14 protein-coding genes are annotated in these 13,124 nt (G+C 63.9%); 11 read left to right on the forward strand and 3 right to left on the reverse strand.

Annotated features, from left to right (window positions below):
* Positions 1-27 precede the first annotated feature (27 nt).
* Both BX591_RS17880 and BX591_RS17885 read right to left on the reverse strand, forming a co-directional pair.
* Positions 28-1,731, reverse strand: coding sequence for an acid phosphatase (locus tag BX591_RS17880; protein WP_111932712.1), 1,704 nt, complete (start codon positions 1,729-1,731; stop codon positions 28-30).
* A gap of 102 nt (positions 1,732-1,833) precedes the next feature.
* Positions 1,834-2,121, reverse strand: a complete 288-nt coding sequence (locus tag BX591_RS17885) for a hypothetical protein (protein WP_111932713.1) — start codon at positions 2,119-2,121, stop codon at positions 1,834-1,836.
* A 176-nt stretch (positions 2,122-2,297) separates the two neighbouring features.
* Between BX591_RS17885 and BX591_RS17890 the strand changes: the two genes are divergently transcribed.
* Complete coding sequence (locus tag BX591_RS17890; RefSeq protein WP_111932714.1) at positions 2,298-3,272, forward strand: IclR family transcriptional regulator; 975 nt, start codon at positions 2,298-2,300, stop codon at positions 3,270-3,272.
* A gap of 107 nt (positions 3,273-3,379) precedes the next feature.
* Here the strand turns inward: BX591_RS17890 and BX591_RS17895 are convergent, their stop codons facing one another.
* Positions 3,380-4,453 (reverse strand): porin, encoded by a 1,074-nt coding sequence (locus tag BX591_RS17895; protein ID WP_111932715.1) that lies wholly within the window; start codon positions 4,451-4,453, stop codon positions 3,380-3,382.
* A 441-nt stretch (positions 4,454-4,894) separates the two neighbouring features.
* Between BX591_RS17895 and BX591_RS17900 the strand changes: the two genes are divergently transcribed.
* Genes BX591_RS17900 through BX591_RS17945 form a run of 10 tightly spaced genes read left to right on the forward strand, consistent with a single transcriptional unit; the run spans position 4,895 to position 13,117 of the window.
* Positions 4,895-5,209 carry a non-heme iron oxygenase ferredoxin subunit gene (locus BX591_RS17900; protein ID WP_105505421.1) on the forward strand — a complete coding sequence of 105 codons (315 nt, stop codon included), beginning with the start codon at positions 4,895-4,897 and terminating at the stop codon, positions 5,207-5,209.
* 1 nt (position 5,210) lies between these two features.
* Entirely contained in the window at positions 5,211-5,522 is a 312-nt protein-coding gene (locus BX591_RS17905) for a recombinase-like helix-turn-helix domain-containing protein (RefSeq protein WP_105505422.1), read from the forward strand.
* A gap of 49 nt (positions 5,523-5,571) precedes the next feature.
* Positions 5,572-6,684 (forward strand): aromatic ring-hydroxylating dioxygenase subunit alpha, encoded by a 1,113-nt coding sequence (locus tag BX591_RS17910; protein ID WP_111932716.1) that lies wholly within the window; start codon positions 5,572-5,574, stop codon positions 6,682-6,684.
* Positions 6,677-7,444: an SDR family oxidoreductase gene (locus BX591_RS17915; protein WP_111932717.1), complete on the forward strand. Its 768-nt coding sequence runs from the start codon at positions 6,677-6,679 to the stop codon at positions 7,442-7,444. The genes BX591_RS17910 and BX591_RS17915 overlap by 8 nt, the downstream gene beginning before the upstream one ends.
* Positions 7,445-7,470: 26 nt before the next feature.
* Entirely contained in the window at positions 7,471-7,998 is a 528-nt protein-coding gene (locus BX591_RS17920) for a cupin domain-containing protein (protein WP_111932718.1), read from the forward strand.
* A 58-nt stretch (positions 7,999-8,056) separates the two neighbouring features.
* Entirely contained in the window at positions 8,057-8,962 is a 906-nt protein-coding gene (locus tag BX591_RS17925) for an alpha/beta fold hydrolase (protein WP_111932719.1), read from the forward strand.
* Complete coding sequence (locus tag BX591_RS17930) at positions 8,959-9,843, forward strand: IclR family transcriptional regulator (RefSeq protein WP_035560451.1); 885 nt, start codon at positions 8,959-8,961, stop codon at positions 9,841-9,843. The genes BX591_RS17925 and BX591_RS17930 overlap by 4 nt, the downstream gene beginning before the upstream one ends.
* Entirely contained in the window at positions 9,843-10,643 is an 801-nt protein-coding gene (locus tag BX591_RS17935; RefSeq protein ID WP_111932720.1) for an SDR family oxidoreductase, read from the forward strand. The genes BX591_RS17930 and BX591_RS17935 overlap by 1 nt, the downstream gene beginning before the upstream one ends.
* A complete protein-coding gene (locus BX591_RS17940) occupies positions 10,636-12,294 on the forward strand; it encodes a thiamine pyrophosphate-binding protein (RefSeq protein WP_111932721.1) in 1,659 nt (552 codons plus the stop codon). Before BX591_RS17935 ends, BX591_RS17940 begins: the two co-directional genes overlap by 8 nt.
* Complete coding sequence (locus BX591_RS17945) at positions 12,287-13,117, forward strand: aspartate dehydrogenase (RefSeq protein WP_111932722.1); 831 nt, start codon at positions 12,287-12,289, stop codon at positions 13,115-13,117. The genes BX591_RS17940 and BX591_RS17945 overlap by 8 nt, the downstream gene beginning before the upstream one ends.
* Positions 13,118-13,124 lie beyond the last annotated feature (7 nt).

Here is a 13,124-nt window from a genome sequence, read left to right on the forward strand (position 1 = left end):
AACCAAACCCCGCGCTAACCCGCTCGCTCAGGCCAGATCCAACGTCCCCGTCAAATCCCCCAGCGGCGCGAGCCCATTACTCGCGAACGCGCGGTCGCGCGCCACCACGCCATCCAGCGGCGTCAACCCATGCACGCGCGTGATCAGCCGAAGAATCGAATTGGTGTCATACACCGTGTGATCGACGTAGCCCTTCTTCGCGAGCGGCGACACCACCAGCGCCGGAATGCGCGAACCCGGACCCCAACGGTCGCCCTTCGGCGGCGCCACTGGGTCCCACCAGCCGCCGTTTTCGTCGACGGTGACGATCACCACCGTATTTGCCCACTGCGGCCCGCGCTGGATATGGTCGATCACCGCCGCGATGTGGCGGTCGCCCGATTCGACGTCCGCGTAACCCGCGTGCATGTTCAGGTCGCCTTGCGGCTTGTAGAACGCGACCGCGGGCAAACGGCCCGCGTCGATATCCGCGATCAGACGATTGCTCGCCGCGTCGTTGCCGAGCCCCGCGTCGCGCAGATGTTGGCGGCGCGCGGCCGTGCCCGGCGCGTAATTGGCGAAGTAGTTGAACGGCTGATGGTGATACTGGAAGTCGGGCACCGCGCCCGTGTCCTGGTGATCCAGCGCGTATTGCCACGCGCCGCTGTACCACGCCCAATCGACGCCCTTGTCCGTCAGCCGGTCGCCGATCGTCGCGTAATTTTGCGGCGGCAGCACACGCGGATTCGACAGATCCGCGAACGCGGGATTGCCGCCTTCGGCCGGCCGCACGTTGCTCGGCTGATAGGGCGGCGCCATCGTGTTGACGGCGTAGCCGTCGGCGGTAAACGCGCCGTCGTTCACGAACTTCGGCGGACCGTCGAGCGCGGAGGCGGGCGAGTCTTCCGCGAGCTTCAGCCGCGTGCCGGTCGGATCGTCGCCTTCCACCACCGAAGCCAGCTTTTTCGCCGGACTATTGTGAATGTCCGGATAGAACGGCGGCTGTGCCGAAATCAGAAAGATGTGGTTCATCCACGAACCGCCGAAAGCCGCCATGAAGAAGTTGTCGCACAGCGTGTATTGCTGCGCCAGATTCCACAGACGCAGCGTGTCGGCGGAATTGCGGTAATGCCCCATCACGAGGCCGCCGGAATCACCCCACGCGGCAAACTGATTGTTGCGGCCGGCGTTGATCTGCATCTGGTTCTGATAGAAGCGGTGCACCAGGTCGCGCGTGATCACACCATTGGGCAGCGGTGCGCCTTGCGCGTCGGCGATATGAAACGGCTGGTTGCGCAGATTGCCGATGTCCTTCTGCGCGATCATGTAACGCTTGCCGTCCACTTCCTGCGCTTGCGGCACGAGGCCGCCCCAGATGGCCGGCAAACGCGGCAACGGCGTTTTGCCGTCGCGGTCGACTTGCAGATAGCGCTCGGCGCTGACGGCGTCGAGCGGATGCTGCACGCCGGGGAAGTTGCCGTACAGATTCGCGAAGCTGCGGTTTTCCGCGTAGATCACCACGATGTGCTTGACCTGGTCGTGCAGCGCGGCGTCGAGACGCAAGTCGGCGGCGCTGCGCGGCGCGCCGTCGCTCGACAAACCTTGCTCGGTCTTGCAACCCGCCAGCGCGATGCCGAGGCCGACCGCCGCGAGCCCGGTGAGAACGCGCCTGCGGTCGGGATCGTCGGGGGCGTTGTCGGTGTGATCAGCGTTGTTGGCGTGGGGCGGCAGGGTGGAGTCGTGGTCGTTCATCGGTCGTTTCCGAAGTGGGCGTGACGGGCGCTGGGGCGTCGCACCGCGAAAACGGGTGCGTGCGCCAACGGTGGCGGATCCGGGCGAGCCGCAAGAGGCGGCCTAAGGCAATCGGCGCTTCACGCGCCAACTATGGTGCGTTGCATCGACGGCGAGCAGCAGCCATTGTCTACTATCAATAGGGTGACGTTTTTGTGTCGCATAGCGGTCCACGGCCAATTCGAGTTCGTCGAGCGCGCGGCGGTGACAGGTTGCATTCGCGCCCGAGCCATCTGCGAATTCGATGACGGCGGTTGCCTCGCGGGCCGACTCGGGCAAATGCGGAATGCGGACCGCGCAGCCGGGGTAAAGATGCGAGTCGGCAACCTGAATCTGGATGGAATCGGACATGAGCGTGGCCTCCGTACGCTTGAGCGGAGCGAAAGCGCGGCGCTGAGGCGGCGCGCAGTAGACCGCATCAAAGGATAGCACCGCGCGAATGGGCTGCGGCGCCGATAAATGACCGCCGGGTGCTTCGCGCTATGATGCTGATCTGACTACGATGAACCGCAGAAACGGCAGCCAAGATGGCAAAAGAAGAGCAAACAGGAGTGGGACGCAAGCAGGCAAAGCCACGCGGCGCGGCGGCCTCGATTTCGCAGCACGACGCGTTGTCGCGGGCCCAGATGGAAGGCGCCGAGTCCTCCGATTCCACCGACGAAGAGAGCGCCGGCGGATCGACTTATCTCGTGCCGGGTCTCGAGCGCGGCCTGCGGATTCTCGCTGAGTTCAGCGCGCGCGAACCGGTGCTCGGCGCCCCCGAATTGTCGAAGCGGATCGGCATTCCGCGCACCACCACGTTCCGCTTGTTGCAGACGCTCGAAGCGCTCGGGTTTCTCGAACGCGTGAATGGCGATCGTTATTTCCGGCTGAGCGTCGCGGTGTTGCGGCTCGGCTTCGAGTATCTGAGTTCGCTCGAACTGACCGACGTCGGCACGCCGATTCTCGAACGTCTGCGCGACGCGACCGGCCTCAGCACGCATCTGCTGATTCGCGATCAGCGCGACGTGGTGTTCGTCGCCAAGGCGCAAACCCACGAGCCGATGTTCAGCTCCGTCAAGGTGCATGTCGGCACGCGTCTGCCGGCGCATGCCACCGTGCATGGCCAGGTGCTGATGGGCGATCTGAGTTTCGACGAACTGCGTCAGTTGTATCCCGAGTCGCAACTCGAACGCTTCACCGAGCGCACGCCGAACACCGTCGAAGAACTGTATGGACGAGTGCGCGAAAGCGCGGCGCTGGGTTATGCGTTGAGCGAAGCGTCGTTCGAGCGGGGTATTTCGGTGGTGAGTGCGCCGGTGCGCGATCAGAGCGGCAAGATTGCCGCCGCGTTGACCGTCACGATTCCGCGTTCGGATATCGGCGAGGCGGAGGAGCGCGAGCCGCTCGTCATCGCGGTCTGCCAGGCGGCGCTCGAATTGTCCGAGCGTCTGAGCTATCGTCCGCGTCCGGACGATCCGACCGCGGCGCAAGCTCGCCGCAGGCCGGTTGCGGCGAACTGATCTAGCCGCTGGATCAACGAAAAAAAGCGCGCGAGTCAGGCTGAGTTCACAGCCGACTCGCGCGCTTTTGCCTGTTCGCTGTCGTCCTGCATCCGACGATCAGCGCATCAGAACGAGTGATGAATCCCCGTCAGGAAAATCGTCTGATTGCGACCGCTCGACACACCTGCGGTAAAGAACGCGGCGTCCGTGTTCGAGCCTGCGCGCTCATATAGCGCATTCACGTACAACTGTGTCGACTTCGACAACGCGTAAATATCGCCGATCTCGAACTGCGTCCAGCGGTGTCCTGCTAGCGTCGTGGTCGCGGCGCCGCCGGCAATGCTGTTGAACGGCGTGAACTGATAATTCGCGCCCGCATCGTAGCTTTGATACGTGTTCGAATGACCGGCGTATTCCAGCTTCACCCGCGTGTACAGACCGTGCACCAGCAGCTTGCCGAACTGGTAGGACGCGCCTGCGCCCATGTTCTCCACCTTGTCCGCCGTGTAGGTCGCCGCTGCCACGCCCTGGAAGTTGGTAATGCCCGTCGTGACGATCGACGGCGTACGGTCGTGCTCGTTCGCATACGTTGCGCCCGCCTTGAACGGGCCGTTCGCATAGCTAAGCGCAAAGCTCAGCGTCTTGCCGGTGGAGAAATTGGTCGTGTTGCCAAGACCCATCATTGCGCCGACCGAGAAGCCGTTGAAACTCGCCGAGCGGAATTTCACCGAGTTGTCGAACGGTACGACGCCCGTGTCGGCGAGTTCGTCGATATTGCCCGGATGGAACGCATACCAGCTGGCGGCGAGATAAGCCGTGCTCAACGGACCCAGGACGTCGAAGCTGAATGGCGTCTGATGGCCGAGTGTCACCGTGCCGATCTTGTCCGAGCTCAATCCCACGAACGCCTGCCGATTGAATAGCACGCCCGTTTTAGCGAAGGCGCCCGTGTTCGTATAGAAGCCGTTTTCCAGCTGGAAAACCGTCTTCAGTCCGCCGCCCAGATCTTCGACGCCTTTCAGGCCCCAGCGGTCCGGCTGCATGTTGCCCTGTTCCTCGATCCATTTCGAACTGCCGCCCGCATTGCTGATGTACGCGATACCGGCGTCCAGACTGCCGTATAGCGTCACACTGCTCTGCGCCCATGCGCCAGTCGTTGCGCAGATTGCCGTCAAGCCGGCCGCAATGATGTGCTTCACCGTTGGTTCTCCTGATCTCACGACGGATTGGCCTGCGCCGATGTCGTCGTCCCTGATCCTTGCTTTGGGGTTGATTGCAGCTCTGGGTTTATGCGCCAAAACCGCACCGCTTTGTGTTCCACCTATGGGCGTTTGTATCGCCTATGGAAAAGTATAGTGAGTCTAGAAGTGGTCAAAATAAATTTTCGGACCCCGTACAAACCCGCATCGGGCCGTTCCGATTTGTCTGCCAATAAGCGCTGAACCAGACGCCAGAAGGCGCTGCGCACGATTCGAGGATTCCGGCCGGATTGCGCAATGCTGTGTTGCGAATGCCACAGTCGGTGTTTTCCCCAGGCGATCCAGATTTTTATTTTTTCTCGCGAAAGCCACTCCTATAATTATCCATACACGAACTGATGTTCCTTATATGGAACATAAGGCTTCAGGAGAAGGCGAGAAATGACTGAACAATGGCGCTGCGCCGGCCATGCCGGCGACCTGTCCGACGACGCGCCGATCGAGTTCAAGCTCGACGGCACCGAGATCGGCATCTACAAGGTGGGCGATGCGCTATACGCGCTGGAAAACGTCTGCCCCCATGCGTACGCGTTGCTGACGCAGGGGTTTATCGACGGCGACACCGTCGAATGCCCGCTGCACGAAGCCGTGTTCCATATTCCGACCGGCAAATGCCTGAAAGAGCCCGGTGGCCGCGACCTGAAGATGTACTCGGTGCGACTCGCCGGCGAAGAAATCCAGATCAAGGTGGAATGACATGCGAGAGCAAATCGTGAACTTCAATCCCTTCCTGAAGCCGTGGCTCGCGCCGCAGCCGAACAACGTCGCCGGCAAGGGCGTGATCGAGAAGCCGGGCGAAACGGGCAACTTCATCTGGCAAACCCGTAAGGCCGAGCCGACCCAATACGAGAACGACTTCGGCGACGCACTCGAAAAAGTGTTCGACGCCGGCGCGGTGGAGTTGCAGGAAGTGGTGGACGGTTTGAATCGCGTCGGCTTCCGTACGCCGGAAGGCAATACGTGGGACGCCGACCGCCTCGCCGCCGAATTCCGCCTGCTCGCCGAATAAGCGCGCTTTCCCGAACACGTTTCTTCGCTCTCGTCTCCGGAGTCTTTTGATGACGTCCCCCAATACAACGACTCACGGCGCAGCCGATCCGATCCAGTCCTATCTGGACAAAGGTCTGCGCAATTACTGGTATCCCGTCGCGCCGAGCTGGCAAGTCGGCGATGCGCCGGTCGGCATTACGCGCCTCGGCGATCAGATCGTGCTGTGGCGCGACAAGGAAGGCCGGGTTCGCGCGCTCGAAGACCGCTGCCCGCATCGTGGCGCGCGTCTGTCGCTCGGCTGGAATCTCGGCGGCAGCGTCGCCTGCTGGTATCACGGCATCGAAATCGACGGCAGCGGCGAGGTCACCAAAGTGCCGGCGGTGTCGAACTGTCCGCTGGAAGGCCAGAAGTGCGTGAAGTCGTATCCGGTCGAAGAGCATGCCGGCGCGATCTTCTTGTGGTTCGGCGACGACGCGCATAAAGAGCCTGCACCGCTCGCGCTGCCGGAAGAACTGGTCGGCGAGGAGTACGCGAACTTCCTGTGCATGTCGAACTGGAAGTGCAATTACCAGTACGCGATCGACAACGTGATGGACCCGATGCACGGTGCGTATCTCCATGCGACGTCGCACTCCATGGCCGAAGGCGACAAGCAGGCCGATATGCGTGTGCGCAAAACCGAAACCGGTTTGATGTTCGAAAAGGTCGGCCAGCGCGACGTGAATTTCGACTGGGTGGAACTCGGCGAAACCGGCTGCCTGTGGATGCGCCTCGCGATTCCGTACAAGAAGAAGTTCGGCCCGGGCGGCAACTTCGGGATCATCGGCTTCGCCGTTCCCGTCGATGAAAACAACTGCCAGGTGTACTTCTGGCGCACGCGCAAAGTGTCGGGCTGGCAGCGCGACGCGTGGCGCTTCATGTATCGCAATCGTCTCGAAGGCCTGCACTGGGCCGTGCTGGAGCAAGACCGCTACGTGCTGGAAAGCATGGCGCCGAACGCTCGCGATCAGGAATTCCTCTATCAGCACGACGTCGGCATGACGCGTGTGCGCCGCATGCTGCGTCAGCGCGCGCAACAGGATTTTGCCGCGCTGGAGGCGCATCGCGCGCAAGCGGCGGAGGCTGCGTCCGGCTTGGCAGCAGCAGCGGCGCAAGCCGAAGCGGGCCACAGCCATGCATAACGACGCGCTCGCAGCGCTCACCGGCCGGCGCGTCCTCGTGACGGGCGGCGCGCGCGGTCTCGGCGCGGCGTTTGTGCGCGCGCTGGTGCAAGCCGGCGCGAGCGTGGTGTTCGGCGACGTGCTGCACGAAGAAGGTCAGGCGCTGGCTGCATCGCTTGTCGAACAAGGGCATGCGGTGACTTATCTGCCGCTCGATCTCGCCGATCCCGCCAGCATCACGCAATTCGCGCAGCAGGCCGTGGCGCAGCTCGGCGGTCTCGACGCGCTGATCAACAACGCGGCGATCACCCACTCCGGCGGCAAGTTCGCCGACGAGTTGTCGGTCGACACGTGGGACGCCGTGATGAACGTCAACGTGCGCGGCACCTGGTTGATGAGCACCGCCGCGCTGCCGTATCTGCGCGACTCGGGCCGCGGCAGCATCGTCAACATCGCGTCGGACACGGCGATGTGGGGTGCGCCGAAGCTGCTCGCCTACGTCGCGAGCAAGGGCGCGGTGATCTCGATGACCCGCTCGCTCGCGCGTGAGTTCGGCGCGCACGCCGTGACCGTCAACGCGATCGCGCCGGGCCTCACCGAAGTCGAGGCGACCGCCTACGTGCCCGCTGAGCGGCATCAGTATTACCTGCAAGGCCGCGCGCTACCACGCGCACAAGTGCCCGACGACGTGACCGGGCCCGTGCTGTTCCTGTTGTCCGATGCCGCGCGCTTCGTGACCGGCCAGTTGCTGCCGGTGAACGGCGGCTTCGTGATGAATTGATCTTGTCGAATCGAAAGGAGAAAGAGATGGCGGACGCCGAACTCGAACGCAAATCGTGGGAACAACCCGCGGACGCGAGCTTTGACCAATGGCTGGACAGCCGCGTCGCGCGCCTGGAAACGCGTCGCTACGACTGGGACGCGCTGAAGTTCCAGGCCGACTACGACCCGAAGTACCGCCGCGCGCAAATGCGCTACGTCGGCACGGGCGGCACGGGCGTCGCGAAAGACATGAACACGGTGCCCGCGGGCGGCTTCACGTTTTCGACGATGGTGATTCCGGCGGGCAACATCGGCCCGAGCCATATCCATATGGACGTCGAGGAAATCTTCTTCGTGCTGCGCGGCAAGATGAAAGTGGTCTGCGAGAAAGACGGCGAAACGTGGGAAGCCGTGCTCGGCGAGCGCGATCTGATCTCGGTGCCGCCGGGCGTCTACCGCACGGAAATCAACGTCGGCGAAGAAGACGCGCTGATGTGCGTGATGCTCGGTTCGCCGAAGCCGATCACCCCGACGTATCCGCCGGATTCGCCGCTTGCCAAGCTGAAGCGTTAAGGCTTTTAAGCTTGGCTAAGCCCGTCTCGTTGCACTGAACACACTCGCGAAGGAAATCATGTCCGCAGTCCCGACCGCAACCGCCGATCAGCATGCCTCGCTCGAAGCACGCGCTGCGCGCTTTCCGGCGCAGCAGATCTGGCTCGCTTCGCAACGCGCGGTAAATTATCGCGAAGCGGAGTGCGCGGGCTGCGAAAGCAAGCGCGGCGCGTTGCCCCTCGTGCTGTTGCACGGCATCGGTTCGGGCGCCGCTTCGTGGGTGCAGCAGTTTGAAGTGCTCGGTGCGACGCGCCGTGTACTGGCCTGGGACGCGCCGGGTTATGGCGCGTCCACGCCGGTCGCGGCCGAATCGCCGAACGCCGTGGATTACGTAACCGTCCTGAACGGATGGCTCGACGCCCTCGGCATTGAGCGCTGCGTGCTGCTCGGTCATTCGTTGGGCGCGATCATCGCCGGTGCGTTTGCGCTTGCCTATCCGCAGCGCGTGGCCGGCCTGCTGCTGTTGTCGCCCGCTGGCGGTTACGGCGCGGCTTCCGCCGAAGTACGCAACACAAAACGCGATCAGCGCCTCGCGATGCTGAACGAACTCGGCCCGCAAGGCCTCGCCGAACAACGCAGCACCAACATGTTGTCCGCGCAAGCAAACGACGATGCGCGCGCCTGGGTGCGCTGGAACATGTCGCGCGTGATTCCGCACGGTTACGCACAGGCCACGCATCTGCTGGCCAACGCCGATCTCGCCGCCGACCTCGCGCGCTGCACGGGCCGCATCGATGTCGCCGTCGGCGCGGACGACACCATTACGCCCCCGGCCGTCTGCGAGCGACTCGCGCTGGCGGCGCGCATCCCACTGCAGGTCGTGCCGCACGCGGGGCATGCCGGCTATATCGAAGCTCCCGCCGCGTTTACCGCGATCATCGACACGTTCTGCCGCGCGAGCGACGGACAACGGAGCCCTGAATGACGCCCGACCTCATCAACGCCGAGCGCGACGCGGACGACGACCGCAACGACACCGGTAGCGAAGCCAGCTACCGGGTGCCGGGTCTCGAACGCGGTCTGAGGATCCTCACGGAATTCTCGCCACGCGAGCCGGTTCTCGGCGCACCGGAACTATCGAAGCGCCTGAAGATTCCCCGCACGACGGTGTTTCGTCTGCTGCAAACGCTCGAATCGCTCGGCTTTCTCGAACGCGCCGACAAGGACCGCAACTATCGCCTCGGCGTCGCGGTGCTGAGACTCGGTTTCGAATATCTGAGCTCGCTCGAATTGACCGACCTCGGCCTGCCGATCATCGAAGCATTGCGCGACGACACCGGTTTGACGAGCCATATCGTGATTCGCGATGGACGCGATGTGGTGTTCGTCGCCAAGGCACAAAGCCACGCGCCGATTTTCAGCTCGGTGAAGGTCAATGTCGGCACGCGTCTGCCGGCGTACGCAACGACGCACGGCCAGGTGCTGATGGGCGACATGACGCTCGACGATTTGAAGAAGCTGTATCCCGAACCGGAACTCGAGCGCTTCACGAAACAGACGCCGATCACGCTGGAAGACCTGTACGAACGGATTCGCGACGACGCAAAGCGCGGCTTCGCGATCAGCGAGTCGTCGTTCGAACGCGGCATTTCGGTGGTCAGCGCGCCGGTGCGCAACGACACGGGCCGCATCGTCGCCGTGATCACGACGACGATTCCGCGCCACGAGATCGACGCGTCGCTGCTGGACAGCGGACTGATCGACAAGGTGCGCCGCGCAGCCGAAGAACTCTCGCAGCGGCTCAACTACCGGCCGAAGAACGGGCCGAATGCGGGCAGCAAATACATGAAGGCACTGGGGCTCTGATGATTCAAATCGACTTGACCGGGCAGGTGGCGGTGGTGACGGGCGGTTCGTCCGGTATCGGCCTCGCGACCGCCGAACTGTTTCTGCGAGCCGGCGCCTCGGTTGCGATCTGCGGCCGGGACACCGAGCGTCTCGCGCAAGCGGAAATCGCGCTGAACGCGCAATTCCCTAACGCATCGCTTCTCGCACGCCGTTGTGACGTGCTCGATGCCGACGACGTCGGCGCATTCGCTCAAGCCGTGCAAGCGCGCTTCGGCCGCACGGACATGCTGGTGAACAACGCGGGCCAGGGTCGCGTATCGACTTTCGCCGACACCACCGACGACGCCTGGCGCGAAGAACTCGACCTGAAGTACTTCAGCGTGATCCGCCCGACCCGCGCATTCCTGCCGATGCTGCGCGACGCGGCCGGCAACGCCTCGATCGTCTGCGTGAACTCGTTGCTGGCACAGCAGCCGGAGCCGCACATGGTGGCGACGTCATCGGCACGCGCCGGTGTGCAGAACCTGATCAAGTCATTCGCGGTGGAACTCGCGCCGCAACGTATCCGCGTCAATTCGATTCTGATCGGCATTGTCGAATCGGGTCAGTGGCGCCGCCGTTACGCGAAAGAAGCGCAGCCGGGCCAGAGCTGGGAAGACTGGACCGCCGAACTGGCGCGCAAGAAAAACATTCCGCTAGGCCGCTTCGGTCGCCCCGAAGAAGCCGCTCAAGCACTCTTTTATCTGGCTACGACGCTGTCGTCCTATACGACGGGCAGTCATATCGATGTTTCTGGAGGCGTTGCACGACATGTCTAATAAAACCACCGTTGGCGAACTGATCGCCGCCTTTCTCGAGCAATGCGGCGTTCAAACCGCATTCGGCGTGATCTCGATCCACAACATGCCGATCCTCGACGCGATCCATAACCGCGGCAAGATCCGCTACGTCGGCGCGCGCGGCGAAGCCGGCGCGGTGAATATGGCTGACGGCCTGGCGCGTGTGTCGGGCGGCCTCGGCGTCGCGTTCACCAGCACGGGCACGGCGGCAGGCAACGCAGCGGGCGCGATGGTCGAAGCGCTGACGGCAGGCACTGCGTTGCTGCACGTCACCGGTCAGATCGAAACCGAATACCTCGATCAGGACCTCGCGTATATCCACGAAGCGCCGGATCAACTCGCGATGCTGTCGTCGATTTCGAAAGCCGCGTTTCGCGTGCGCTCGGTGGACACCGCGCTGCCGACCATCCGCGAAGCCGTGCGCGTTGCGCAAACCGCGCCGAGCGGCCCGGTGAGCGTCGAGATTCCGATCGACATTCAAGCGGCGGAAGTCGAATGGCCTGCCGACATGGCCGCGCCGCACATCACGACGCTCACGCATTGCCGGCAGCGCGTCGCGCAACTCGCCGAGCAACTGGCCAACGCGAAGCGCCCGTTGCTGTGGCTCGGCGGCGGCACGCGTCACGCGGTCAAGGCGGTGGAGCGACTGGTGGCTCTCGGCTTCGGCGTGGTGACCAGCGTGCAAGGCCGTGGCGTATTGCCGGAAGACCATCCGGCGACGCTCGGCGCGTTCAATGTGCACGCGGCGGTCGAAAGTTTCTACAAGACCTGCGACGCGCTGCTGGTAGTCGGTTCGCGTCTGCGTGGCAATGAAACGCTGAAGTACAAGCTCGCGTTGCCTCAACCGCTGTATCGCATCGACGCCGACGCACTTGCCGACAACCGTGGCTATCGCAACGAAATGTTCATCCACGGCGATGCCTCCGCCGTGCTCGACGAACTGGCGACGCTGCTCGAAGGCCGCCTGAAAGTCGATCCGACTTTCGCCGCCGATCTGGCCGCCGCGCGCGTGAGCGCTGTCGCCGACGTGGGCAAGGGCCTCGGTCCGTACAAACAACTCGTCGATGCGTTGCAAGGCGCGGTGGGCCGCGACTACAACTGGGTACGCGACGTCACGATCTCGAACAGCACCTGGGGCAACCGGATGCTGCAGATCTTCTCGCCGCGCGCGGGCGTGCATGCGCTGGGTGGCGGCATTGGCCAGGGCATGCAGATGGGCATCGGCGCGGCGCTCGCGGGGAGTGCGGCGAAGACCGTGTGTCTCGTCGGCGACGGTGGGTTGATGGTCAACGTCGGCGAGCTCGCCACGGCCGTGCAGGAAAACGCCAACGTGATGATCGTGCTGATGAACGACCAGTGCTACGGCGTGATCCGCAACATTCAGGACGCGCAGTACGGCGGCCGCCGCTGCTACGTCGACCTGCATCAACCGGATTTCGCGCAGTTCTGCGAGAGCCTGAAGCTCACGCACTATCGCGTCAAATCGCTCGAACAGGTCGATGCGGTGATTCGCGAAGGAATGGCGAAGGCCGGCCCCGTGCTGGTCGAAGTGGACATGTTGTCGGTCGGCTCGTTCGCCACCGCGTTCGCCGGCCCGCCGGTCAAGAAAGAGGAGCCGGAACATGCATGACGCCGGCTACGCGGGGCATCACGCACCCGTCGACGTCGCGATGATCGGCTTCGGCGCGATCGGCCAGGCGGTGTATCGCTCGGTCGCCGCCGATCCGACCGTGCGCGTGTCGCACGTGATCGTGCCGGAACGTCATATGGCGTCGGTGCGGGAAGTGGTGGGGTCGTCCGTGGACGTGGTGGCCTCCGTGGCCGCGTTGAGCAGCCAGCCGCATTTCGCACTGGAATGTGCGGGGCACAGCGCGCTGGTCGATCACGTGGTGCCGTTGCTGAAGGCCGGCACCGATTGCGCGGTGGCCTCGATCGGTGCGCTGTCCGACATGCTGTTGCTCGACGCGCTGTCTGCCGCCGCCGATGAAGGCGACGCGACGCTGACGCTGCTTTCCGGCGCGATTGGCGGCGTGGATGCGCTGGCCGCCGCGAAACTGGGGGGCCTCGACGAAGTGCTGTACACCGGCCGCAAGCCGCCCACCGGCTGGCTCGGCACGCCGGCCGAACAGGTCTGCGATCTGCATACGCTGGCGGAAGAGACGGTGATCTTCGAAGGCAGCGCGCGCGAAGCGGCGCGGCTGTATCCGAAGAACGCCAATGTTGCCGCGACGATCGCGCTGGCTGGCCTCGGCCTGGACCACACGACGGTGCGCCTGATCGCGGACCCGAACGTGACGCGCAACGTGCACCGCATTCTCGCGCGCGGCGCATTCGGTGAGATGTCGCTGGAAATGTGCGGCAAGCCGTTGCCGGATAACCCGAAGACGTCCGCGCTGACCGCCTATAGCGCGATTCGCGCGCTGCGCAATCGCGCGGCACGCTGCGTGATTTGAGCCGTAC

Source organism: Paraburkholderia bryophila, from assembly GCF_003269035.1.
GTDB classification, from domain to species: domain Bacteria; phylum Pseudomonadota; class Gammaproteobacteria; order Burkholderiales; family Burkholderiaceae; genus Paraburkholderia; species Paraburkholderia bryophila.

Bases quoted from the DNA above. Each gene is read 5' to 3' on its own strand.
- BX591_RS17920 (WP_111932718.1), top strand. From the start codon at position 7,471: ATGGCGGACGCCGAACTCGAACGCAAATCGTGGGAACAACCCGCGGAC.
- BX591_RS17905 (WP_105505422.1), top strand. From the start codon at position 5,211: ATGCGAGAGCAAATCGTGAACTTCAATCCCTTCCTGAAGCCGTGGCTC.
- BX591_RS17945 (WP_111932722.1), top strand. From the start codon at position 12,287: ATGCATGACGCCGGCTACGCGGGGCATCACGCACCCGTCGACGTCGCG.
- BX591_RS17925 (WP_111932719.1), top strand. From the start codon at position 8,057: ATGTCCGCAGTCCCGACCGCAACCGCCGATCAGCATGCCTCGCTCGAA.
- BX591_RS17910 (WP_111932716.1), top strand. From the start codon at position 5,572: ATGACGTCCCCCAATACAACGACTCACGGCGCAGCCGATCCGATCCAG.
- BX591_RS17935 (WP_111932720.1), top strand. From the start codon at position 9,843: ATGATTCAAATCGACTTGACCGGGCAGGTGGCGGTGGTGACGGGCGGT.
- BX591_RS17890 (WP_111932714.1), top strand. From the start codon at position 2,298: ATGGCAAAAGAAGAGCAAACAGGAGTGGGACGCAAGCAGGCAAAGCCA.
- BX591_RS17940 (WP_111932721.1), top strand. From the start codon at position 10,636: ATGTCTAATAAAACCACCGTTGGCGAACTGATCGCCGCCTTTCTCGAG.
- BX591_RS17930 (WP_035560451.1), top strand. From the start codon at position 8,959: ATGACGCCCGACCTCATCAACGCCGAGCGCGACGCGGACGACGACCGC.
- BX591_RS17885 (WP_111932713.1), bottom strand. From the start codon at position 2,121: ATGTCCGATTCCATCCAGATTCAGGTTGCCGACTCGCATCTTTACCCC.
- BX591_RS17915 (WP_111932717.1), top strand. From the start codon at position 6,677: ATGCATAACGACGCGCTCGCAGCGCTCACCGGCCGGCGCGTCCTCGTG.
- BX591_RS17900 (WP_105505421.1), top strand. From the start codon at position 4,895: ATGACTGAACAATGGCGCTGCGCCGGCCATGCCGGCGACCTGTCCGAC.
- BX591_RS17880 (WP_111932712.1), bottom strand. From the start codon at position 1,731: ATGAACGACCACGACTCCACCCTGCCGCCCCACGCCAACAACGCTGAT.